Here is a 19530-nt window from a genome sequence, read left to right as displayed (position 1 = left end):
GAGCATTGATATGCCCAAGATGAAGACCAAAAGCAGTGCTAAAAAGCGCTTCCGTGTTCGTCCAGGTGGAACCGTTAAACGCGGCCAAGCCTTCAAACGTCACATCCTGACCAAGAAGACCACCAAAAACAAGCGCCACCTTCGCGGTGCTGTGTCTGTGCATGAGACCAATATGGGTCACATCGCGCAAATGCTGCCCATGGCTGGCCTGTAATTACTGACGAACAAGGAGAATAAATATGCCTCGCGTTAAACGTGGTGTAACGGCACGCGCCCGTCACAAGAAAGTTTTGGCCCTTGCAAAAGGTTTCCGCGGTCGCCGCGGCAATGTCTTCCGTATCGCCAAACAGGCGGTGATGAAGGCTGGCCAATACGCCTACCGTGACCGCCGCACCAAAAAGCGTGTGTTCCGTCAGTTGTGGATTGCCCGTATCAACGCCGCTGCGCGTGAATGCGGTCTGACCTACAGCCAGTTCGCCAACGGCCTGAAGAAGGCTGCCATCGAAATCGACCGTAAGATGCTGGCGGATATCGCCGTGCACGACAAGGCCGCTTTTGCTGGCATCGTGAACCAAGTCAAAGCCAAATTGGCTGCAGCTTGATTTCATGAGTGACATGGGCCTTCGGGTTCATGCCGCGCACTCGATCAAAGGGATTGAGGCTCACAAAAGCTTCAATCCCTTTTTTATTCCATTTACACAGATCAACGATCTTCCACACCATGAACGAGCTGGACACCCTGGTCGAATCCGCACGCCAGAGTTTTGTGCAAGCACTGACACCTGCTGACCTCGAAAACGCCAAGGCCCAGTTTTTGGGCAAAGCCGGTCGCATCACCGAGCTGATGAAGGGCATGGCCGCTCTGAGCGTGGAAGACAAAAAAACCCGCGGTGCGGCCATCAACCTCGCCAAGCAGGCGATCGAGGCTGCACTGAACGACCGCCGCCAGGCGCTGGCCGATGCCGAGTTGCAAGCGCAGCTCAAGGCCGAAGCACTGGATGTGACGCTGCCAGGGCGCAGCACTAATGTGGGTGGTTTGCACCCGGTCTCGCTCACACTTGAGCGGGTCGAAAACATTTTTGGCTCCATGGGCTTTGAAGTGGCCCAGGGCCCTGAGATTGAGACCGATTGGTTCAACTTCACCGCGCTCAACACGCCCGAAGACCATCCGGCCCGCTCCATGCACGACACCTTCTACGTCGAAGGCGGTCATCTGCTGCGCACGCACACGAGCCCCATGCAGATCCGCCATGCGGTGCAGCACGTCAAGCGCTACCGCAACCAAATTGATGCCGGTCAGGCCATGCCCGAAATCCGCGTCATCGCGCCGGGCCGCACCTACCGCGTGGACAGCGATGCCACCCACTCGCCCATGTTCCACCAGTGCGAAGGCCTGTGGATTGGCGAGAACGTGAGCTTCAAAGACCTGAAAGTCGTGGTCACCGATTTTTGCCGCACCTTCTTCGAAAGCGACGATCTGGTGCTGCGCTTCCGTCCCAGCTTTTTTCCCTTCACTGAACCCAGCGCCGAGATCGACATCCAGTTCCAAGAAGGCCCTCTGGCGGGTAGTTGGCTGGAAGTGGGCGGCTCCGGCCAAGTGCACCCCAATGTGGTGCGCAACATGGGCTTGGACCCCGAACGCTTCATCGGTTTTGCCTTCGGCATGGGCATGGACCGTTTCACCATGCTGCGCTACGGTGTGAACGACCTGCGCCTGTTCTTTGACGGCGATGTGCGCTTCCTGAGCCAGTTCCAGTAATTCCCTCCCAAGTCCGATACACGAGACACGAGTCATGCAATTTCCCGAATCTTGGTTGCGCGAGTTCTGCAACCCGTCCCTGACGACCCAGCAACTGGCCGACACCCTGACCATGGCCGGTCTCGAAGTGGAAGAGCTCGAGCCCGTGGCCCCACCGTTCACGAAGATCGTGGTCGGTGAAATCAAGGAAGCTGTGCAGCACCCCAACGCCGACCGCCTGCGCGTGTGCCAGGTGGACGTGGGGCAGGGCAGCTTGCTGAACATCGTTTGCGGCGCGCCCAACGCCCGCGTGGGCATTCGAGTGCCTTGCGCCATGGTGGGGGCCGAGTTGCCCCCAGGTGAAGATGGCAAGCCTTTCGTGATCAAGGTCGGCAAGCTGCGTGGTGTCGAAAGCCAGGGCATGCTGTGCTCGGCCAAAGAATTGCAGATTGCCGACGACCATGGCGGCCTGTTGGAATTGCCCGCAGACGCGCCTCTGGGTCAGGACATCCGCCAGTATTTGAACCTGGACGACACCCTGATGACGCTCAAGCTCACGCCGAATCTGGCGCATTGCCTGAGCGTTTACGGCATCGCTCGCGAAGTGTCGGCCTTGACCGGTGCGCCTTTGAAAGCCCCAACGTTCCCGGCTGTGGCCACGCAGATCAGTGACAAGCTGGCGGTGCAGGTGCAAGCCCCCGACCTGTGCGGCCGCTTCAGCGGCCGTGTGGTCAAGGGCGTGAACACCCAAGCCCAAACCCCGCAGTGGATGGTGGACCGTTTAGCCCGTTGCGGCCAGCGCAGCGTGAGCCCGCTGGTGGACATCTCCAATTACGTGATGTTCGAGTTCGGCCGTCCTTCGCACATTTTTGACCTCGACAAAATCCACGGCGGCCTGCAAGTGCGCTGGGGCCAGCCCGGCGAGACGCTCAAGCTGCTCAATGGCAACATCGTGACCCTTGACAACAAGGTGGGTGTGATTGCCGACGACAGCCAGGTCGAGTCATTGGCGGGCATCATGGGTGGGGACGCCACCGCCGTGTCCGACGACACCCAAAACATCTACATCGAAGCCGCATTCTGGTGGCCCACCTCGATCGCGGGCCGTTCGCGCCGCTTCAACTTCTCGACCGATGCCGGTCACCGCTTTGAGCGTGGTGTGGACCCGCAGCTCACTGTGGAGCACATCGAGCGCATCACCCAGCTGGTGCTCGACATCTGCGGCACGCCCGACACCCAAGTCGGTCCCATCGACGACCAGACTTTGAATATCCCAGCGATCACCCCCGTCACGCTGCGCGTGGCCCGTGCGGTCAAGGTGATTGGCATGCCTTTGAGCCAGCAGCAGTGCGCCGATGCCTTGCGGGGCCTGGGTTTGCAGGTTGCCGAAGGCGAGGGCACCGTCACCGTGACGCCGCCCAGCTTCCGCTTTGATTTGCAGATCGAAGAAGACCTGATCGAGGAAGTGGCCCGCATGGTGGGCTACAACAACCTGCCCACCAACCCACCGCTGGCCCCCATCACCGCCAAGGTGCGCCGCGAGACCGAGCGCAGTCCGTCTGCCGTGCGCCGGGCCATTGCCGCTTTAGGTTACCAGGAAACCATCAACTACAGCTTTGTTGAAGAAGCTTGGGAAAAAGACTTGGCGGGCAATGCCAACCCGATTCGCCTGCTCAACCCGATCGCCAGCCAGATGAGCGTGATGCGCTCCACCCTGATCGGCTCGCTGCTGCAAGTGGTCAAGTTCAACGCCGACCGAAAGGCCGACCGCGTGCGTGTGTTCGAGCTGGGCCGTGTGTTTTTGCGCAACGCCACGGTGCAAAGCACCGACACCACCGTCGAAGGCTTTGACCAACCCATGCGCGTGGCTGGCATGGCCTGGGGCCCCGTCGAGCCTTTGGGCTGGCAGGGCAAGGCCCGCAATGTCGATTATTACGACGTCAAGGCCGATGTTGAAAAACTGTTGGCGCCGCGCCAAGCGACCTTTGTGGCCGCCGAGCACCCCGCGCTGCACCCAGGCCGTTCGGCCCAAGTGCTGCTGGATGGGGTTGTCATCGGTCATGTGGGCGAGTTGCACCCCCGTTGGCGTCAAGCTTGGGAGCTGAGCAGCGCGCCCGTGGTGTTCGAGTTGTCGCTTGAAGCCGTGACGGCACGTCTGGTGCCTGTAGCCCAGTCCGTGGCCAAGCACCAGTCGGTGGAGCGCGACATCGCGGTCATCGTGAATGAGCAGGTCACCCACGCTCAATTGCTGGCGGCCATCCATGCGGCGCCCACTCAGGGCTTGCTGCGCGATGCGGTGCTGTTTGACATTTACCGCCCCAAAGCCGAATCTGCGGGCGGCTTGGCGGTAGGCGAGAAGAGTTTGGCGGTGCGCTTGACTTTGCACAGCGACGAAGCCACGCTAACCGATGCCCAAATTGAGGCGGCCATGGTGGCCGTGCTTGCGCAACTGACAGCCCAAGTGGCGGCTCGGCTGCGCAGTTGATACGGTTTCAAACTTTCTTGGGATGCGCTCATGCAAATCAGCTTTGAATCACTGGAAACACCGGCACTGACCAAGGCGCAGCTGGCTGATTTGCTGTTCGAGCAGATCGGCTTGAACAAGCGTGAGTCCAAAGACATGGTCGATGCGTTCTTCGATCTGGTGGTGGACAGCCTGATCTCAGGAGACGATGTCAAGATTTCCGGGTTTGGCAATTTCCAAATCAGGACCAAGGCAGCGCGTCCTGGCCGCAATCCGCGCACAGGAGAATTGATTCCGATTGATGCACGTCGTGTCGCGACCTTCCATGCAAGCCATAAACTCAAGGCCTTGATCCAGGGCGATGCCGTTGACGACGAAGGTGTGGAGATGGTGGGCCGCTGAATCATTCCTGATGGGAGCCACCATGTTGTTCAAATTCAAATCCAAAGCGACCAGCGACCTCATCATGCTGGAGACCGATGCCAGGGCCTTGCTTCACATGATGTTGGGCAATGATCCGGTCAAAGGCATTGTGTTGGTTCAAGACATCCCAGCAGCGATAGCGCGTTTGGAGTCCGCTTTGGCGCAAGAGGCTGCCAAACGCCAAGAGCACAAGCAGGCAGCGGGCGCATCAGGAAAAGGCTTCCTGGATGATGAGAAGGATGCGAAGGTGCAAATCAGCCAACGGGCAGCACCCATGATGAAAACGCTTAAAAGATGTCTGGCTGAACAGTCAGACTTGGTTTGGGGTGTGTAAGCCCGTTAGTTTTCAGTTCAACGCTTGAAAACGGCACCGCCCAATTGGTAGCCTGCTTTGATTTGCCGTTTGGCAAACCAGCCCACATTCATCTCCAGCACGAATCGAACAGGCTTGTCTGAGCAGTGCGAATCGTCGCTTTGGGGCTTCATGTCGGCGATGTTCACGATGGTGCCATCGTCGGACACGAAGGCCGCCGAGAGGGGAATCAAGGTGTTGCGCATCCAAAAGCACTGCGAGGCAGCTTGTTCAAACACAAACAACATCCCTTCGTGTTGCGGCATCTCTTTGCGCCACATCAGGCCAATTTGCCGCTGATCAGGGGTTTGCGCCAACTGAACGTCCAGCACATGCATGCCCGCGTTGAGTTTGGTTCTGGGCAACTGAAGCTGCGGCCCCGATTGCGCCCAAGCAGTTCCTGCCAGTGAGACGACACCCACAAGGACCAGAGCTTGATACCCGTGGCGCAGGGTTTGAGCCATGGTGTGGTGAAGAAGGAGGCTAAGCAATGCGCCAAAGCGCTGTGCAAAAAAAGATGGGCGGTTCATGGCTGATCTGTGGGGCATGCCCAAGAGCATGCCCCAGATGGGAAAGACCATAGGATAAGCCAGTCAGGGGCCTGTTTCCGCCGTAGGAGATGCGCTTGTTTCTGCCTGAGTGTCGGTGTTAGGGTCAGGCCGAATGTTCATGGCCATCATGCCTTTGGCACCTTCCGCCAGCTCAAACTCGACCCGCGCCCCCTCTTTCAGGGTCTTGAACCCTTCGGCTTGGATGGCCGAAAAATGGGCAAAAGCATCGGCACCACCCCCGTCGGGCTGGATGAAGCCAAAACCCTTGGCGTCGTTGAACCATTTGACCGTACCACTGGGCATACGATGTCTCCATCTTTGTACTTGTCATTTCAGTTTGCTGGATGACTGTCAATTTTGTCAATGTGCGGTTTACCCGAGGTGTCACAATTTTTAGACGTTCGATGTCAAGACTTTTCGAGCGCAGGCCTCAAAGGACATGAAAGCATCGATAGAATGAATTCATGGCAACGAAGAAACCCCCAAATCCCACGCTGCCGACAGAAACACCCCGCACGCCCGATGGCGGCGGTACGGTGCTTCTTGAGCGTCGTGCCCAAAAAATTGAACCGCCCCAGATGTACCAGGTGGCGATGTTGAACGATGACTACACCCCGATGGAGTTCGTGGTGATGGTGATTCAGGAGTTCTTCAGCAAGGACCGTGAGGCGGCGACCCAAATCATGCTCAAAATCCATTTGGACGGCAAAGGCATTTGTGGGGTCTATTCCCGCGATGTGGCGGCCACCAAAGTGGACCAGGTGCTGGATGCCGCGAAACAAGCAGGACACCCTTTGCAATGTGTCAGCGAACCCCTTGAATAGTGGGCTTTGTCCCCCAAGTCATTTGAATATCTCTCAGCAAGGCAAAAAGGAAATCACATGATTGCCCAGGAATTGGAAGTCAGTTTGCACATGGCCTTTGTTGAAGCCCGTCAGCAACGCCACGAATTCATCACGGTCGAGCATTTGCTTTTGGCATTGCTGGACAACCCCAGCGCGGCCGAAGTGCTGCGCGCTTGTGCTGCCAATATTGATGATTTGCGCAAAGCTCTTGGCAATTTCATCAAAGACAACACGCCTCAAGTGGCCGGCACCGAAGAAGTGGACACGCAACCCACCTTGGGCTTTCAGCGTGTGATCCAGCGCGCCATCATGCATGTGCAGTCCACAGGCAGTGGCAAAAAAGAAGTGACAGGTGCCAATGTGTTGGTGGCCATCTTTGGCGAAAAAGATTCCCATGCCGTGTATTACTTGCACCAGCAAGGCATCACCCGTTTGGATGTGGTCAATTTCATCGCCCACGGCATTCGCAAAACCGATCCGCCCGAAGCGGCCAAGTCGGCTGAAAACCCTTCAAGCCCAGAAGGCGAAGAGGGCAGCGGTGGCGAGCGCAACGAAAAAGCCTCCCCGCTTGAGCAGTACACCAACAACCTGAACCAAGCGGCCAAAGAAGGCAAGATCGATCCACTGATTGGTCGCGAATACGAAGTTGAGCGCACCATTCAGATTTTGTGCCGTCGCCGCAAAAACAACCCGCTGTTGGTGGGTGAAGCCGGTGTGGGTAAAACCGCGATTGCCGAGGGCCTGGCCTGGCGCATCACACAAGGCACCGTGCCTGACATCCTGGCCGAGGCCACGGTGTACTCCCTCGACATGGGCGCTTTGTTGGCAGGCACCAAGTACCGTGGTGATTTCGAGCAGCGCCTCAAAGGCGTGCTCAAGTCGCTCAAAGACAAACCCAACGGCATTTTGTTCATCGACGAAATCCACACCCTTATCGGTGCGGGCGCGGCCTCGGGCGGCACGCTTGACGCGTCCAACCTGCTCAAGCCTGCGCTGTCCAGCGGTCAGCTCAAGTGCATTGGCGCGACGACGTTCACCGAATACCGTGGCATCTTCGAAAAAGATGCGGCCCTGTCCCGCCGCTTCCAGAAAGTGGATGTGGTCGAGCCGACGGTATCTGAGACCGTGGACATCCTCAAAGGCCTCAAGAGCCGTTTCGAAGACCACCACAGCGTCAAGTACACCATTGCGGCTTTGCAGGCCGCTGCCGAGTTGTCGGCCAAGTTCATCAACGACCGCCAGTTGCCTGACAAGGCGATTGACGTGATCGACGAAGCCGGTGCTGCTCAGCGCATCCAAGTGGCATCCAAGCGCAAGAAAACGATTGGCAAAACCGAGATCGAAGACATCGTGGCCAAGATTGCTCGCATTCCGCCAGCCAACGTGTCCAACGACGACCGCAGCAAATTGCAAACCATCGAGCGCGACCTCAAGTCGGTGGTGTTTGGTCAGGACAAAGCCATTGAAGTGTTGGCTTCGGCCGTCAAAATGGCCCGCTCGGGCTTGGGCAAGACCGACAAGCCGATTGGCTCTTTCTTGTTCTCTGGCCCCACAGGCGTGGGCAAAACCGAGGCCGCCAAGCAATTGGCGTACATCTTGGGCATTGACCTGATCCGCTTTGACATGTCCGAGTACATGGAGCGCCATGCTGTCAGCCGCCTGATCGGTGCGCCTCCGGGTTATGTGGGTTTTGACCAAGGGGGTCTGTTGACCGAAGCCGTGACCAAGAAGCCGCATTGCGTGCTCTTGCTCGACGAGATCGAAAAAGCTCATCCAGACATTTACAACGTGCTGCTGCAGGTCATGGACCACGGCACGCTGACCGACAACAATGGGCGCAAGGCCGACTTCCGCAACGTGATCATCATCATGACCACCAACGCGGGCGCCGAGACCATGAACAAGGCCACCATTGGCTTCACCAACCCGCGTCAGGCCGGGGACGAGATGGGCGACATCAAGCGCTTGTTCACGCCTGAGTTCCGCAACCGCCTGGATGCGATGGTCAGCTTCAAGCCGCTGGACGAGCAAATCATTCTGCGCGTGGTGGACAAGTTCTTGCTGCAACTGGAAACCCAGCTGGGCGAGAAAAAGGTCGAAGTCACCTTCACCGACGCTTTGCGCAAGTTCCTGGGGAAGAAGGGTTTCGATCCGCTCATGGGTGCTCGCCCAATGCAGCGCCTGATCCAGGACACGATTCGCAAGGCCTTGGCCGACGAGTTGTTGTTCGGTCGCCTGACCGAAGGCGGACGCCTCACGGTGGACATCGACGACAAGGACGAAGTGCAGCTGGACATCACGCCCAATCCGAAGAAGGAAAGCCGTGCTTCGCGTTCGGAGCCTACCGAGCCTGAAGAGGCAACGGCCAACTGACCACTGTCATCGGCCTTTGTCCCTTGACAGGCTCAAGCAACAAAAAAGGAGGCCTCAGGCCTCCTTTTTTCATGGTCAACGGCCAAGCCGCTTGGGTGCCAAAGCTCAGTTCACCATCACCAGTTTGCCTTTGACGCTGCGCGAACCCATCAAGGTGTAGGCCGCCTTCAACTCATTCATGGGCAGGGTTCGGTCAATTACGGGCTTTATCTTGCCTTGGCCGTACCACTGGGCCAACTCGCCCATCATGGCGGCATTGGCTTGGGGTTCGCGTCTTGAAAAGTCACCCCAGAACACACCCACCAGAGACGCGCCCTTTAGCAGTGGCAAATTCAGGGGCAGAGCAGGGATCGGGCCGCCTGCAAAACCGACCACCAAGTAGCGGCCACGCCAAGCGATGGAACGGAACGCCGGTTCGGCCAAATCGCCGCCCACAGGGTCGTAAACCACATCTGGCCCTTTGCCTTCGGTCAGCGTTTTGAGGGCTTCACGCAGGTTTTCGGTGCTGTAGTTGATGGTGGCGTCTGCGCCAAGCGTGGTGCACAGGGCACATTTTTCGTCGGTGGACGCGGCCGCGATCACCTTGGCCCCCATGGCTTTGGCGATTTGAATGGCCGCTGTGCCCACGCCACCCGCTGCTCCCAAGACCAGCACGGTTTCACCGGCTTTCAAGGCCGCACGGTCCACCAAGGCGTGGTGCGACGTGGCGTAGGTCATGATGAAGGCTGCGCCGTCGACGGCAGAAAACCCATTGGGCAAAGGCATACACAGTTTGGCAGGCGCCAAGGTATGGGTGCCAAACCCGCCTGTGCCAGACAGGCAAGCCACTGTTTGGCCCACTTTCAGGTGTGTCACACCTTCGCCAACGGCTTGCACCAGACCCGCATACTCAGAGCCCGGCACAAAAGGCAGCTCCGGTTTCATTTGGTATTTGTTTTGAACGATCAAGAGGTCGGGGAAATTCAAGCTCGCGGCTTGAATTTGAATGAGAACTTGGCCTGGCCCCGGGGTGGGGGTTGGGAGTTCTTTCCAATTGAGTGCCTCAACCCCGACGGGGTTCTCGCAAAGCCATGCGTGCATGCATCTTCTCCTTGTTGATTGCAGCGTTTGTTTGCTGGATCTTAGGCAAGCCAAGGGGCCAAAGCATGTCTCTCGAGCGACCAATTCGTGAAAGCTTGTTTTCTTTGTGATTTGGGCCCTCCAAAGTCGGTCGCCCTCTACAATCGAAACTCTGACAGGACTCCGCATGAAAATTCTCATTTCCAACGACGATGGCTTTCGCGCCGAGGGCATCGTGGCCCTTCACGATGCGCTCAAAAGCCTGGCGGATGTGGAGGTGGAGGTCGTGGCGCCCGAGCACAACAACAGCGCCAAGTCCAACGCCTTGACCCTGCATACGCCCCTGTATGTGCATCGCGCAGACAATGGTTTTCGCTATGTGAATGGCACACCCGCCGATTGTGTGCACATCGCTTTGACGGGCTTGTTGGGCTACCGTCCCGATTTGGTGATTTCAGGCATCAACAATGGCGCGAACATGGGCGATGACACCCTTTATTCCGGCACCGTGGGTGCGGCCATGGAGGGCTATTTGTTTGGCATTCCGGCCATCGCGGTCTCGCAAATCGACAAGGGTTGGGCTCACCTGGATTCGGCGGCTCAAAAAATCAAAGAGATCGTGCAGCAAATGCGCGTGGGTGGTGAGGTGGGGACCCAGCCTTGGCTTTTGAATATGAACATTCCCAATTTGCCTTTGTCCCAAATCAAAGCACCCAAGTTGTGTCGTTTAGGCCGTCGCCATGCGGCTGAGCCCGTGATTACCCAAGTGGACCCCCGCGGTCAAACCATGTACTGGATTGGCAACGCTGGTGCCGCCATGGACGACAGCGAGGGCACCGACTTCCATGCTGCAGGTTTGGGCCATGTGGTGGTCACACCCCTGAAGGTCGATCTGACGGAGCACGCGCATTTGGACCAGTGGTCCCAGACGTTCACACGCTTGACCACACAAGACCCAGCATGAGCCAACGTCCTGGTTTTCCAGTCAAATTGTCCTCCTCCGGGGCAATCGGTTCGCCGCGCAAAACGGCCATCGGCGTCGGTGCAACTCAGACCTCCACGCCCCCGCCGAGTTTGAACGCCAGCCAGCAGTTGGCCAAAGAAGCGAGTGGGGTTTTGCCCCGAACCTCTTCAGCCGTCTCCGGTTTGGGGCTGGACTCGGTCGCCGTGCGTGCGCGCATGGTGCGTAAACTGGCAGAGCAAGGTGTCCAAGATGCGCGTGTGTTGGATGCCATGGGCCAAGTTGAGCGCCACCGTTTTGTCGAAAGCGCATTGGTCAATCAAGCCTATGAGGACACCAGTTTGCCGATTGGTTTGGGGCAGACGATCTCCAAACCCAATGTGGTGGCCAGAATGGTCGAGTTGCTTTGCCAAGATGCACCTGGAAAATTGGGCCGCATTCTCGAAATTGGCACCGGTTGCGGCTACCAAGCTGCCGTGCTCAGCCATGTGGCCACAGAGGTGTACAGCATCGAACGCTTGCGTGGCTTGCATGAGAAGGCCAGAACCAACTTGCGCCCATTCAGGTTGCACAACGTTCACCTGATTTTTGGCGACGGCATGCTGGGCTACCCCAAGGGCGCACCGTATGCGGGCATCATCTCTGCGGCTGGTGGTGATGCTGTGCCCGATGCCTGGCTTGAGCAGTTGGCTGTGGGGGGGCGATTGATTGCTCCGACCATCACCCCCGCAGGCCACCAAGCCTTGGTGGTGATTTTGAAAACCGCACAGGGCTATGAACGCCAAGTGCTGGAAGCTGTTCATTTTGTCCCTCTAAAATCGGGCGTCGCCTGAATCCCTGATAAACCGATGAACCCCTTGTTTCACTTTCGTCCCCTGGTTTTGACGGCATTGACCGTGGTGCTTCTGAGCGCATGCTCTTCCTCAGTTAGGGCCCCTGCGCCTGTAGAAGACCGCAGCCCCATGGGCCGCACAAGCACTTCAGCCAACAACCCTGTCACTTCGACTTCGGTGGATGCGTCCAAGCCCATGCCAGGCAGCGAAAACGCTGGCAAACCGGGTTACCACACCGTGCAGCGCGGCGAGACCTTGACCCGCATTGGCCTGGACAACGGGCAAGGCTGGCGTGATTTGGCCCGCTGGAACCAATTGAGCAACCCCGATGTGATCGAAGTAGGGCAGGTTTTGCGCGTTTCTCCGCCCGGTGCTGCGGTAGAAACGCCTGGCGTCGTGGTCCGCCCGATTGCACAGACCAACGCTTCTGCGAGCAGTGTGAGTCCGCCCAAACCCGAGCCAGCACCTTCTGCCAACCAGCCTTCGGGCAACGACGAAGGCTTGGGGTTCATTTGGCCTGCCAATGGTGCGCTGATCGCTGGGTTTGACGAAGCCAAAAACAAAGGCTTGGACATTGCGGGCAAAGCCGGCGATGCCATCGTGGCATCGGCGGACGGACAAGTGGTCTATGCCGGTGCCGGTTTGCGCGGTTATGGCAACTTGATCATCCTCAAGCACAACAACACCTTTTTGACGGCTTATGCCCACAACCAAGCTTTGCTGGTCAAAGAAGACCAAAAAGTACGCAAGGGCCAAAAAATTGCCGAAATGGGCAAGTCGGACGCTGACCGTGTGAAACTGCACTTTGAGGTCCGCAGGCAAGGCAAACCCGTCGATCCGGCCAAGCTTTTACCCGCCCGATGAAGCGTGGGTCCATTGCTGTGGACCATTCTGGTTTTTGACCCCGAAATGCACGCTGCATCCTGAGACAATCAGGGCATGAGCGAACAAGACATTTCAACCCCACCCAATCCCGATTCTTACGTCACAGACGACCTGCCCGAGGGCTGGTTGCGTGTGAATGCCCTCGACATGGATGCCCAAGGCATTGCCCGCAGGCCCAACGGCAAAGTGGTGTTCATCGATGGGGCCTTGCCTTTTGAGGTCGTCTCGGTTCAGGTAGGCCGCAAAAAAAGCAGCTTTGAGCAGGGCACGGTGACCGAAATTCACCACGAATCTTCCCAACGTGTACGCCCTGGTTGCCCCCATTTTGGGCTGCACACAGGTTCATGCGGTGGCTGCAAGATGCAGCACTTGGAGGTTTCTGCCCAAGTGGCGGTCAAGCAAAGGGTGCTGGAAGACAACCTTTGGCATCTGGGCAAAGTCAAAGCGGAAACCATGCTCCGCCCCATTGAAGGGCCTGCTTGGGGTTACCGTTACCGAGCTCGTTTGTCGGTGCGCTATGTCATCAAAAAAGGCGAAGTGCTGATTGGATTTCATGAGCGAAAAAGCCGTTACATCGCCGACATGAAGGTTTGCCCGGTCTTGCCTCCGCACGTCAGCCGCATGCTGCTGCCTTTGCGGGAATTGATCGGCCAAATGGATGCCCGCGAGAGTTTGCCGCAACTGGAGTTGGCTTGTGGTGACAGCGTGACCGCCTTGGTGCTTCGCCACATGGAGCCGCTGAGTGACGGCGACAAAACCCTGTTGCGCACTTTTGCCGCTGCGCAAAATGTGCAGTGGTGGTTGCAAGCCAAAGGGCCTGACACGGTGCAATTGCTCGATGCCGAGGGGCCACAGCTCAGTTATGGCCTGCCAGACTTTGGCATCACCATGCCGTTTCGACCCACCGATTTCACCCAAGTCAACCCCTTCATCAACCGTGTGTTGGTGGCCCGCTCTTTGCGTTTGCTGGATGCGCAAAAAACCGAACGTGTCATTGACTGGTTTTGCGGTTTGGGCAACTTCACACTGCCGATTGCGACACAAGCGGGCGAAGTACTGGGCATTGAGGGTGCAGAAACGCTGGTGGCCCGTTCGCGCGACAACTACGCTGCCAACCAGGCCCATCGCCCTGAGGCCCAAGCTCTGGCACCCACACAATTTGTGGCCCGCAACCTGTTTGAGATGACACCCGAGATGCTTGTCGCCGATGGCACCGCTGACAAATGGTTGGTGGATCCACCGCGTGAGGGCGCCTTTGCCCTGAGCAAAGCCTTGGCCGAACTGAACGAGAACCCCGATTTGCGCCAAGGCTGGTTGCCCCCCAAGCGCATTGTGTATGTGAGCTGCAACCCCGCGACCCTGGCCCGCGACGCCGACATCTTGGTGCACCGCGCCGGTTACCGCTGCGTGAGTGCGGGCGTCATCAACATGTTTGCGCACACAGCGCATGTGGAAAGTATGGCGGTGTTCGAACTGATTTGATGCACAGGTCACCCAGCAAAAAGGCTCCCGAAGGAGCCTTTTTGATTGGGAAAGCTGAGACGTCTCAGTCTTTTTCGCCGCCCATGATGCCCAACAAGGCCAACAGGCTTTGGAAGACGTTGAAGATGTCCAAGTACAAAGCCAAAGTGGCGCTGATGTAGTTGGTCTCACCACCGTCGATGATCTGCTTCAGGTCGTACAGCATGTAAGCGCTGAAGATGCCGATGGCCATCACGGAGATCACCATCATGCCCACGGTGGAGCCTACAAACACGTTGATGATGCCGCCGATCATGATGGCCAAAGCGCCCACCATCAGCCATTTGGACATGCCCGAAATATCACGCTTGATGGTGCTGGCCAAGCTGGCCATCACAAAGAACACACCTGCAGTGCCAGCAAACGCGGTCATGATCAGCTCAGACCCGTTCTTGAAACCCAGCACCATGGCGATCATGCGGGACAGCATCAAACCCATGAAGAAGGTGAAGGCCAACAAAACGGGCACACCGGCCGCCGAGTTTTTGGTCTTTTCGATGGCGAACATGAAGCCGAAAGCGCCCGCCATGAAGACGATCAGCCCCAAGCCACCTGTCAGTGAACGGGTGATGCCAGTGGCCACGCCAAGCCATGCGCCCAAAACGGTGGGCAAAAGGCTCAAGGCCAGCAGCCAATAGGTGTTGCGCAGAACGCGGTTGCGTGCGGCCAAGTCGACATGGCCCCAGTCTGATGAATTGAGGGTTTGAAGGTCGCTCATGTGTTTCTCCTGTCATGCCTGTGAAAAGGTGAACCCATTGTAGGTGTGCCTTAATGACTGGGCCTAGGGACTTAAGATTTCCGTCTGCTGATGGGGTTATCCGGGTGCATCAGTTTTGCTTTGAAGTGAGCAATCGACCGATGGGGCCCGTGTATGCTTCTGGTTTTATTTGAAGACCGAGTCTATATATGCAAACACAATCCACCCTTGAACTGTCTGATGTCAAAGCCATTGCCGCTGCGGCCGAAGCCGAAGCCCTCAAAAACAACTGGGCTGTGAGCATCGCCATCGTGGATGCTGGAGGCCATTTGTTGCACTTTGCCCGTTTGGATGGCGCAGCCCCTGTGTCTTCTCACATTGCACCGGCCAAAGCCCACACGGCAGCTTTGGGTCGTCGTGAAACCAAGGTCTATGAAGACGTCATCAACGGCGGCCGCATGTCCTTTTTGTCGGCCCCCACCATCGAAGGCATGCTCGAAGGTGGTGTGCCAATCATGAAAGACGGTTTCTGCTTGGGTGCTGTGGGCGTGAGCGGTGTCAAATCGACCGAAGACGCACAAATCGCGAAAGCCGGCATCGCAGCCATCGGTTTGTAATTCTCAAAAGCCCATTTGGCAGGCTTTGGCCTTGCCGGAGTTTGCTTGAGGCAAACCAAGCGCCCACAAAAAAGCCGCTGAAAAGCGGCTTTTTTGCTGGGCATTGGCTTTTAGATCAGTACAGGTCAAGCACAGCACCTTTGCTGGCGCTCGATGCGTTGAAAGCGAACTTGGCTTGCACGCCACGGGTATAGCGGGGTTCAGGGGCTTTCCAGCCTTCACGGCGTTTGGCCAATTCAGCTTCGGGCACGTTCAGCTCCAGAATCAGCTTGTGTGCGTCGATGGTGATGCTGTCACCTTCATTCACAAAAGCGATGGTGCCACCGGCTGCGGCTTCGGGAGCGACGTGGCCCACCACCATGCCCCAAGTGCCGCCGGAGAAACGGCCATCGGTGATCAAGCCCACGCTTTCACCCAGACCCGCGCCGATCAGCGCGCCCGTGGGGGCCAGCATTTCGGGCATGCCGGGGCCGCCTTTGGGGCCAAGGTAACGCAAGACCATCACGTCACCGGCTTTGATCTTGCCCGCCAAAATGGCTTCCAGGGCCGATTGCTCGTCGTCGAACACACGGGCGGGGCCGGTGATGACCGGGTTTTTCAGACCAGTGATCTTGGCCACAGCGCCTTCAGGCGACAGGTTGCCCTTCAGGATGGCCAAGTGGCCTTCGGCGTACATGGGCTTGTCGATCGGGCGGATCACGTCTTGGTCGGCCCGTGGAACGTCCGGCACGTCTTTCAGGTTTTCGGCAATGGTTTTGCCTGTGATGGTCATGCAGTCACCGTGCAACAAACCAGCGGCCAACAAGGTTTTCATGACTTGGGGAATGCCACCGGCTTGGTGCAGGTCGACGGCCAGGTATTTGCCACTGGGTTTCAAGTCGCAAATGACTGGAATTTTCTTGCGCATGCGCTCGAAGTCATCAATCGTCCACTCCACGCCTGCGGTGTGGGCAATGGCCAAAAAGTGCAGCACAGCATTGGTCGAACCGCCCGTGGCCATGATCACGGCCACAGCGTTTTCAATCGCTTCCTTGGTCACGATGTCGCGGGGCTTGAGGTCTTTTTTGATGGCTTCGATCAAAACCTTCGCAGACTCTTTGGCCGAGTTTTGCTTTTCGTCGTGCGGGTTGGCCATGGTGGACGAGTAGGGCAGGGACATGCCTAAAGCCTCAAACGCCGAGGACATGGTGTTGGCGGTGTACATACCGCCGCAAGAACCCGTTCCGGGAATGGCGCGCTTTTCGATTTCTTTGAGGTCAAAGTCGCTGAGTTTGCCCGCAGCGTTTTCACCCACGGCTTCGAACACGCTGACGATGTTCAGGTCTTTGCCTTGGTAACGGCCCGGCAGGATGGTGCCGCCGTAAACATAAATAGCCGGCACGTTGGCGCGCAACATGCCCATCATGCCGCCGGGCATGTTTTTGTCGCAACCGCCGACCACCAAAACACCATCCATCCATTGACCACCCACGCAGGTTTCAATGCAGTCTGAGATGACTTCGCGGCTAACGAGCGAATACTTCATGCCTTCGGTGCCCATGGCCATGCCGTCGGAAATGGTGGGGGTGCCAAACACTTGGGCATTGCCACCGGCCTCTTCGATGCCTTGGATGGCTGCATCGGCCAATTTTTGCAAACCGCTGTTGCAGGGGGTGATGGTGCTGTGGCCATTGGCGACGCCCACCATGGGTTTGACGAAGTCACCTTCTTCGTAGCCCATGGCGTAGTACATCGACCGGTTGGGGGCTCGAGATTTGCCCTGTGTGATGTTGGCGCTTCTGCGGTTGATGGGTGTGATCGGGATGATTTTGTCGCTCATGGTGTTGTCCTTCAGGGGCCCAAAATAAAAGTCGGCCCATTTTAACGGGGGACTGACTGGCCAGTGTGTCCGAGTCGCGGCATGACCGGTGCACAATCCGGACATGCTGATCCATCCTCAAATCGACCCCGTTGCCCTTCAATTGGGCCCTTTGGCTGTCCATTGGTACGGCTTGACTTACCTGGCTGCTTTTGGCCTGTTTTTTGGGCTCGCTATCCGGCGCTTGGGGCATTTGCCTTTTAAAAACCTGCCTCAGTGGCAAAAGCGTGATGTCGAAGACATCTTGTTTTTGGGCGTGCTCGGTGTCATCTTGGGTGGGCGCGTGGGTTACTGCCTGTTTTATAAACCCGCCTATTACTTCTCCAACCCACTGGAAATTTTGGCGGTTTGGCAAGGCGGCATGAGCTTTCATGGGGGCCTACTCGGGGTGATACTGGCCATGGTTTGGTTCGCCCGCACCCGTCAGCGCCCATTTTTGCAGGTCATGGACTTTGTGGCCCCTTGTGTGCCCACGGGCTTGGCAGCAGGACGCATTGGCAACTTCATCAATGGCGAACTTTGGGGCCGGGTGGCGGATCCTGCATTGCCCTGGGGCATGGTGTTTCGCGGCGCAGGGGATTTGCCGCGTCATCCTTCGCAGATTTACCAAATTGCGCTGGAAGGGCTACTGTTGTTCGTCTTGCTCTGGTGGTTTGCCCGCAAAGACCGTCCTACGGGCCAAGTCTCGGGTGCCTTCCTGCTGGGCTACGGTTTCTTCCGCTTCGTGGCCGAGTTTTTCCGCGAACCCGATGCGCATCTGGGCCTTTTGAGCTTGGGCATGAGCATGGGGCAGTGGCTTTGTGTACCAATGATGCTGGGCGGCGTGGTGTTGTGGGTCTGGTTCGGTCGTAGATCGGACAAGCCCCACTGACGCACAGGAGTCAGGCTTTCGGCCGGGTTGGCAGGAGGATGTGCGCTTTGCCAAGCACACGATAGGAATGCCATGAACCTCCAGCGACGCTCATTGGGACTTGTTTCAGCAGCCTTGCTGCTCTTGAGTGCTTGTTCGGGGCCTCCGCTCAGTGCTCAGGCAGAGCGGACACCGATCGTGTTTGTGCATGGCAACGGCGACACCGCAGGCCTGTGGCAGTCCACCGTTTGGCGCTTCGAGTCCAACGGCTGGCCCACGGACCGCTTGCACGCCATTGACGTGCCTTACCCATTGGCGCGCGACGCCGACAACAAAGCGCAAGCCGGGCGCTCGTCCACCCAGGAACACATGGCTTTCTTGCGAGACGAGGTGCAGGCCGTCTTGCACCGCACTGGGGCAAGCCAAGTGATTTTGGTGGGCAACTCGCGTGGGGGCAATGCGATCCGCAACTTCATTTGCAATGGCGGTGGTGCCGCAGTCGTCAGCCACGCTGTGCTGGGCGGCACGCCCAACCACGGGGTACAGGCCATTCCTGGCGTCAACGAGGCCAACGAGTTTTCCGGCACAGGAACGTTCCTCCAGCAACTCAATGCCCCCAAAAACGCCCAAGGCGACGAGGTCTGCGGCCCCACACGCTGGATGACCATCCGCTCGGACAACAACGACAAATTCGCGCAGCCCGATGGGCTGTGGCTGGGCATGAAAGGCAAACCCACGATGGTGGGCTTTGAGGGCCCCGAACTCAAAGGGGCCACGAATGTGGTGATCACCAAAATTGACCACCGCGAAACGTCTTATTCCCAAACCGCCTTTGAAGCCACTTACCGCTTCATCACAGGGCAGGCGCCGCGCATTGGTCTGGTGCGCCAGATCGACGTGGTGCTCAACGGCAAACTGGTTGGCCTGGGCCTGGACCCGATGGACGCGGGCAGCGGCAACTTCGTCAACAACCTGCCTTTGCGCGGCGCCCGCATGGCCATTTTCGCCACCGACGCGGCCACTGGCCAGCGCCAGGGGCCAGCGGTCCACGTCCAGACCACGGGGGCCGATGGGCAATGGGGGCCTTTTCGGGGGCGTGGCGACACAAGTTATGAATTCGAGATCCAGGCCGCAGGTTACGCCACCACGCACATTTACCGCAGCCCATTGCCCAGATCGAGCCCATGGCTCAACATGCGGCCAGAGCGTGTGAACGACGCCGATCGTGCGGCTCAAGCGGTGCTCAGCTTCACCCGACCCCGGGGGTATTTCGACCCGGCGCGCGACGCCATGAGTCTGGACGGGCAAAGCAGCTTGCCCGGCGTGCCGTCCGGGGCAGGGGTGGCCGCGAGCCGCTTGCGCTTGAACGACAGCACGCATCGCAGCGTGGTCGGCAGCTTCAACGGCGAAAAAATCGTGGGTTTGACATGGCCCATGGCCCAAGGGCACACGACGCTGCTCGAACTGACCGATTGAGCCCCGTGCGATGCAGGGGCTGATCGG

The 19530-nt window shown here is 58.1% G+C and carries 20 protein-coding genes; 15 read left to right on the top strand and 5 right to left on the bottom strand.

Features of this window, described 5'->3' with window-relative positions:
• Positions 1–10 precede the first annotated feature (10 nt).
• The 6 genes from rpmI to B9Z40_RS09400 all read left to right on the top strand — a co-directional run bounded on the left by rpmI (position 11) and on the right by B9Z40_RS09400 (position 4959).
• Positions 11–214, top strand: coding sequence for a 50S ribosomal protein L35 (gene rpmI, locus B9Z40_RS09425; protein ID WP_100173115.1), 204 nt, complete (start codon positions 11–13; stop codon positions 212–214).
• Positions 215–239: 25 nt separating this feature from the next.
• Positions 240–602, top strand: a complete 363-nt coding sequence (gene rplT, locus B9Z40_RS09420) for a 50S ribosomal protein L20 (protein ID WP_026036460.1) — start codon at positions 240–242, stop codon at positions 600–602.
• Between the two features lie 119 nt (positions 603–721).
• A complete protein-coding gene (gene pheS, locus B9Z40_RS09415; RefSeq protein ID WP_100173114.1) occupies positions 722–1759 on the top strand; it encodes a phenylalanine--tRNA ligase subunit alpha in 1038 nt (345 codons plus the stop codon).
• Between the two features lie 34 nt (positions 1760–1793).
• On the top strand, positions 1794–4223 hold the full coding sequence (gene pheT, locus B9Z40_RS09410; protein WP_100173113.1) for a phenylalanine--tRNA ligase subunit beta: 2430 nt from the start codon (positions 1794–1796) through the stop codon (positions 4221–4223).
• A 30-nt stretch (positions 4224–4253) separates the two neighbouring features.
• Positions 4254–4604 carry an integration host factor subunit alpha gene (locus B9Z40_RS09405; protein WP_100173112.1) on the top strand — a complete coding sequence of 117 codons (351 nt, stop codon included), beginning with the start codon at positions 4254–4256 and terminating at the stop codon, positions 4602–4604.
• Positions 4605–4626: 22 nt separating this feature from the next.
• The gene (locus B9Z40_RS09400; RefSeq protein ID WP_100173432.1) at positions 4627–4959 is read left to right on the top strand and encodes a DUF1840 domain-containing protein; all 333 of its coding nucleotides are present in this window, start codon (positions 4627–4629) and stop codon (positions 4957–4959) included.
• Positions 4960–4976: 17 nt separating this feature from the next.
• Here B9Z40_RS09400 and B9Z40_RS09395 read toward each other — a convergent pair whose 3' ends face one another.
• Positions 4977–5441 carry a DUF192 domain-containing protein gene (locus tag B9Z40_RS09395; RefSeq protein WP_100173431.1) on the bottom strand — a complete coding sequence of 155 codons (465 nt, stop codon included), beginning with the start codon at positions 5439–5441 and terminating at the stop codon, positions 4977–4979.
• A gap of 129 nt (positions 5442–5570) precedes the next feature.
• A complete protein-coding gene (locus tag B9Z40_RS09390; protein WP_100173111.1) occupies positions 5571–5831 on the bottom strand; it encodes a cold-shock protein in 261 nt (86 codons plus the stop codon).
• Positions 5832–5992: 161 nt separating this feature from the next.
• Between B9Z40_RS09390 and clpS the strand changes: the two genes are divergently transcribed.
• Positions 5993–6352: an ATP-dependent Clp protease adapter ClpS gene (clpS, locus tag B9Z40_RS09385; RefSeq protein ID WP_100173110.1), complete on the top strand. Its 360-nt coding sequence runs from the start codon at positions 5993–5995 to the stop codon at positions 6350–6352.
• A gap of 57 nt (positions 6353–6409) precedes the next feature.
• On the top strand, positions 6410–8746 hold the full coding sequence (clpA, locus tag B9Z40_RS09380) for an ATP-dependent Clp protease ATP-binding subunit ClpA (RefSeq protein WP_100173109.1): 2337 nt from the start codon (positions 6410–6412) through the stop codon (positions 8744–8746).
• A 105-nt stretch (positions 8747–8851) separates the two neighbouring features.
• On the opposite strand, the gene B9Z40_RS09375 is transcribed toward clpA, so the two are convergent.
• Entirely contained in the window at positions 8852–9826 is a 975-nt protein-coding gene (locus tag B9Z40_RS09375; protein WP_100173108.1) for an NADPH:quinone oxidoreductase family protein, read from the bottom strand.
• A 166-nt stretch (positions 9827–9992) separates the two neighbouring features.
• Between B9Z40_RS09375 and surE the strand changes: the two genes are divergently transcribed.
• The 4 genes from surE (at position 9993) to rlmD (ending at position 13966) form a co-directional block, all read left to right on the top strand.
• Positions 9993–10769, top strand: a complete 777-nt coding sequence (surE, locus tag B9Z40_RS09370; RefSeq protein ID WP_100173107.1) for a 5'/3'-nucleotidase SurE — start codon at positions 9993–9995, stop codon at positions 10767–10769.
• On the top strand, positions 10766–11599 hold the full coding sequence (locus B9Z40_RS09365) for a protein-L-isoaspartate(D-aspartate) O-methyltransferase (RefSeq protein ID WP_100173106.1): 834 nt from the start codon (positions 10766–10768) through the stop codon (positions 11597–11599). Before surE ends, B9Z40_RS09365 begins: the two co-directional genes overlap by 4 nt.
• A 15-nt stretch (positions 11600–11614) precedes the next feature.
• On the top strand, positions 11615–12463 hold the full coding sequence (locus B9Z40_RS09360) for a peptidoglycan DD-metalloendopeptidase family protein (protein ID WP_100173105.1): 849 nt from the start codon (positions 11615–11617) through the stop codon (positions 12461–12463).
• Between the two features lie 75 nt (positions 12464–12538).
• The gene (rlmD, locus tag B9Z40_RS09355; protein ID WP_100173104.1) at positions 12539–13966 is read left to right on the top strand and encodes a 23S rRNA (uracil(1939)-C(5))-methyltransferase RlmD; all 1428 of its coding nucleotides are present in this window, start codon (positions 12539–12541) and stop codon (positions 13964–13966) included.
• A gap of 64 nt (positions 13967–14030) precedes the next feature.
• On the opposite strand, the gene B9Z40_RS09350 is transcribed toward rlmD, so the two are convergent.
• Complete coding sequence (locus B9Z40_RS09350; protein ID WP_100173103.1) at positions 14031–14723, bottom strand: Bax inhibitor-1/YccA family protein; 693 nt, start codon at positions 14721–14723, stop codon at positions 14031–14033.
• A 188-nt stretch (positions 14724–14911) separates the two neighbouring features.
• Here B9Z40_RS09350 and B9Z40_RS09345 point away from each other — a divergent pair, with 188 nt between their 5' ends.
• Positions 14912–15319 carry a heme-binding protein gene (locus tag B9Z40_RS09345; RefSeq protein ID WP_100173102.1) on the top strand — a complete coding sequence of 136 codons (408 nt, stop codon included), beginning with the start codon at positions 14912–14914 and terminating at the stop codon, positions 15317–15319.
• Between the two features lie 115 nt (positions 15320–15434).
• Here the strand turns inward: B9Z40_RS09345 and ilvD are convergent, their stop codons facing one another.
• Positions 15435–17138 (bottom strand): dihydroxy-acid dehydratase, encoded by a 1704-nt coding sequence (gene ilvD, locus B9Z40_RS09340; RefSeq protein ID WP_100173101.1) that lies wholly within the window; start codon positions 17136–17138, stop codon positions 15435–15437.
• Positions 17139–17241: 103 nt separating this feature from the next.
• Between ilvD and lgt the strand changes: the two genes are divergently transcribed.
• Complete coding sequence (gene lgt, locus B9Z40_RS09335; RefSeq protein WP_100173100.1) at positions 17242–18048, top strand: prolipoprotein diacylglyceryl transferase; 807 nt, start codon at positions 17242–17244, stop codon at positions 18046–18048.
• Between the two features lie 72 nt (positions 18049–18120).
• On the top strand, positions 18121–19503 hold the full coding sequence (locus B9Z40_RS09330) for a twin-arginine translocation pathway signal (protein WP_100173099.1): 1383 nt from the start codon (positions 18121–18123) through the stop codon (positions 19501–19503).
• Positions 19504–19530 lie beyond the last annotated feature (27 nt).

Origin of the sequence: Limnohabitans sp. 15K, assembly GCF_002778285.1 — a bacterium.
Taxonomy (GTDB): domain Bacteria; phylum Pseudomonadota; class Gammaproteobacteria; order Burkholderiales; family Burkholderiaceae_C; genus Limnohabitans_A.
The sequence above is the reverse complement of the archived record's forward strand: the minus strand, read 5'-3'. Positions and strand labels throughout refer to the sequence as shown.

Excerpts from the sequence above, each read along its gene's own strand:
- rpmI (WP_100173115.1), top strand. The coding sequence starts at position 11 with ATGCCCAAGATGAAGACCAAAAGCAGTGCTAAAAAGCGCTTCCGTGTT.
- rplT (WP_026036460.1), top strand. The coding sequence starts at position 240 with ATGCCTCGCGTTAAACGTGGTGTAACGGCACGCGCCCGTCACAAGAAA.
- pheS (WP_100173114.1), top strand. The coding sequence starts at position 722 with ATGAACGAGCTGGACACCCTGGTCGAATCCGCACGCCAGAGTTTTGTG.
- pheT (WP_100173113.1), top strand. The coding sequence starts at position 1,794 with ATGCAATTTCCCGAATCTTGGTTGCGCGAGTTCTGCAACCCGTCCCTG.
- B9Z40_RS09405 (WP_100173112.1), top strand. The coding sequence starts at position 4,254 with ATGCAAATCAGCTTTGAATCACTGGAAACACCGGCACTGACCAAGGCG.
- B9Z40_RS09400 (WP_100173432.1), top strand. The coding sequence starts at position 4,627 with ATGTTGTTCAAATTCAAATCCAAAGCGACCAGCGACCTCATCATGCTG.
- B9Z40_RS09395 (WP_100173431.1), bottom strand. The coding sequence starts at position 5,441 with ATGGCTCAAACCCTGCGCCACGGGTATCAAGCTCTGGTCCTTGTGGGT.
- B9Z40_RS09390 (WP_100173111.1), bottom strand. The coding sequence starts at position 5,831 with ATGCCCAGTGGTACGGTCAAATGGTTCAACGACGCCAAGGGTTTTGGC.
- clpS (WP_100173110.1), top strand. The coding sequence starts at position 5,993 with ATGGCAACGAAGAAACCCCCAAATCCCACGCTGCCGACAGAAACACCC.
- clpA (WP_100173109.1), top strand. The coding sequence starts at position 6,410 with ATGATTGCCCAGGAATTGGAAGTCAGTTTGCACATGGCCTTTGTTGAA.
- B9Z40_RS09375 (WP_100173108.1), bottom strand. The coding sequence starts at position 9,826 with ATGCACGCATGGCTTTGCGAGAACCCCGTCGGGGTTGAGGCACTCAAT.
- surE (WP_100173107.1), top strand. The coding sequence starts at position 9,993 with ATGAAAATTCTCATTTCCAACGACGATGGCTTTCGCGCCGAGGGCATC.
- B9Z40_RS09365 (WP_100173106.1), top strand. The coding sequence starts at position 10,766 with ATGAGCCAACGTCCTGGTTTTCCAGTCAAATTGTCCTCCTCCGGGGCA.
- B9Z40_RS09360 (WP_100173105.1), top strand. The coding sequence starts at position 11,615 with ATGAACCCCTTGTTTCACTTTCGTCCCCTGGTTTTGACGGCATTGACC.
- rlmD (WP_100173104.1), top strand. The coding sequence starts at position 12,539 with ATGAGCGAACAAGACATTTCAACCCCACCCAATCCCGATTCTTACGTC.
- B9Z40_RS09350 (WP_100173103.1), bottom strand. The coding sequence starts at position 14,723 with ATGAGCGACCTTCAAACCCTCAATTCATCAGACTGGGGCCATGTCGAC.
- B9Z40_RS09345 (WP_100173102.1), top strand. The coding sequence starts at position 14,912 with ATGCAAACACAATCCACCCTTGAACTGTCTGATGTCAAAGCCATTGCC.
- ilvD (WP_100173101.1), bottom strand. The coding sequence starts at position 17,138 with ATGAGCGACAAAATCATCCCGATCACACCCATCAACCGCAGAAGCGCC.
- lgt (WP_100173100.1), top strand. The coding sequence starts at position 17,242 with ATGCTGATCCATCCTCAAATCGACCCCGTTGCCCTTCAATTGGGCCCT.
- B9Z40_RS09330 (WP_100173099.1), top strand. The coding sequence starts at position 18,121 with ATGAACCTCCAGCGACGCTCATTGGGACTTGTTTCAGCAGCCTTGCTG.